This window comes from Psychrobacter sp. PSi21 (assembly GCF_054960615.1).
On sequence record NZ_JBHNYR010000052.1, the window covers coordinates 1 to 463 of the forward strand.

At 57.5% G+C, this 463-nt stretch carries 1 protein-coding gene; it reads left to right on the forward strand.

What is annotated here, in order from left to right:
* Positions 1 to 463 (forward strand): Ig-like domain-containing protein (locus ACFI32_RS14845; protein WP_462627393.1); only part of this gene is annotated, 463 nt, incomplete at both ends.

The following is a 463-nucleotide window of genomic DNA, read 5'->3' on the forward strand; positions in this document are numbered from 1 at the left end:
ACGATCGATACCCCAATTGCCGATGACGACATCATCAACGCCGCTGAAGCGGGCGCTGTGGCTGTCAGTGGTACGGGCGATGCAGGCACAACCGTCACCATCAGTGCAGGCAATACCGTATTAGGCACAGCCACAGTTGGTGCCGATGGCACATGGAATGTCAGCGTTGATGCCAGTACTCTGACCGAAGGCGAGGTCACCCTAACCGCCACTGCCACTGATGCAGCGGGCAATAGCGCCACGGCGACGGCAAACGTGACGTTAGATACGCTGATTAACGTCGCCATCGATACCCCGATTGCTGGTGATGACATCATCAATGCCGCTGAAGCAGGCGACGTGGCTGTCAGTGGTACAGGGGAAGTGGGCGCGACCGTCACCATCAGCGCAGGCAATACCGTATTAGGCATAGCCACAGTTGGTGCCGATGGCACATGGAATGCCAGCATTGATGCCAGTACTC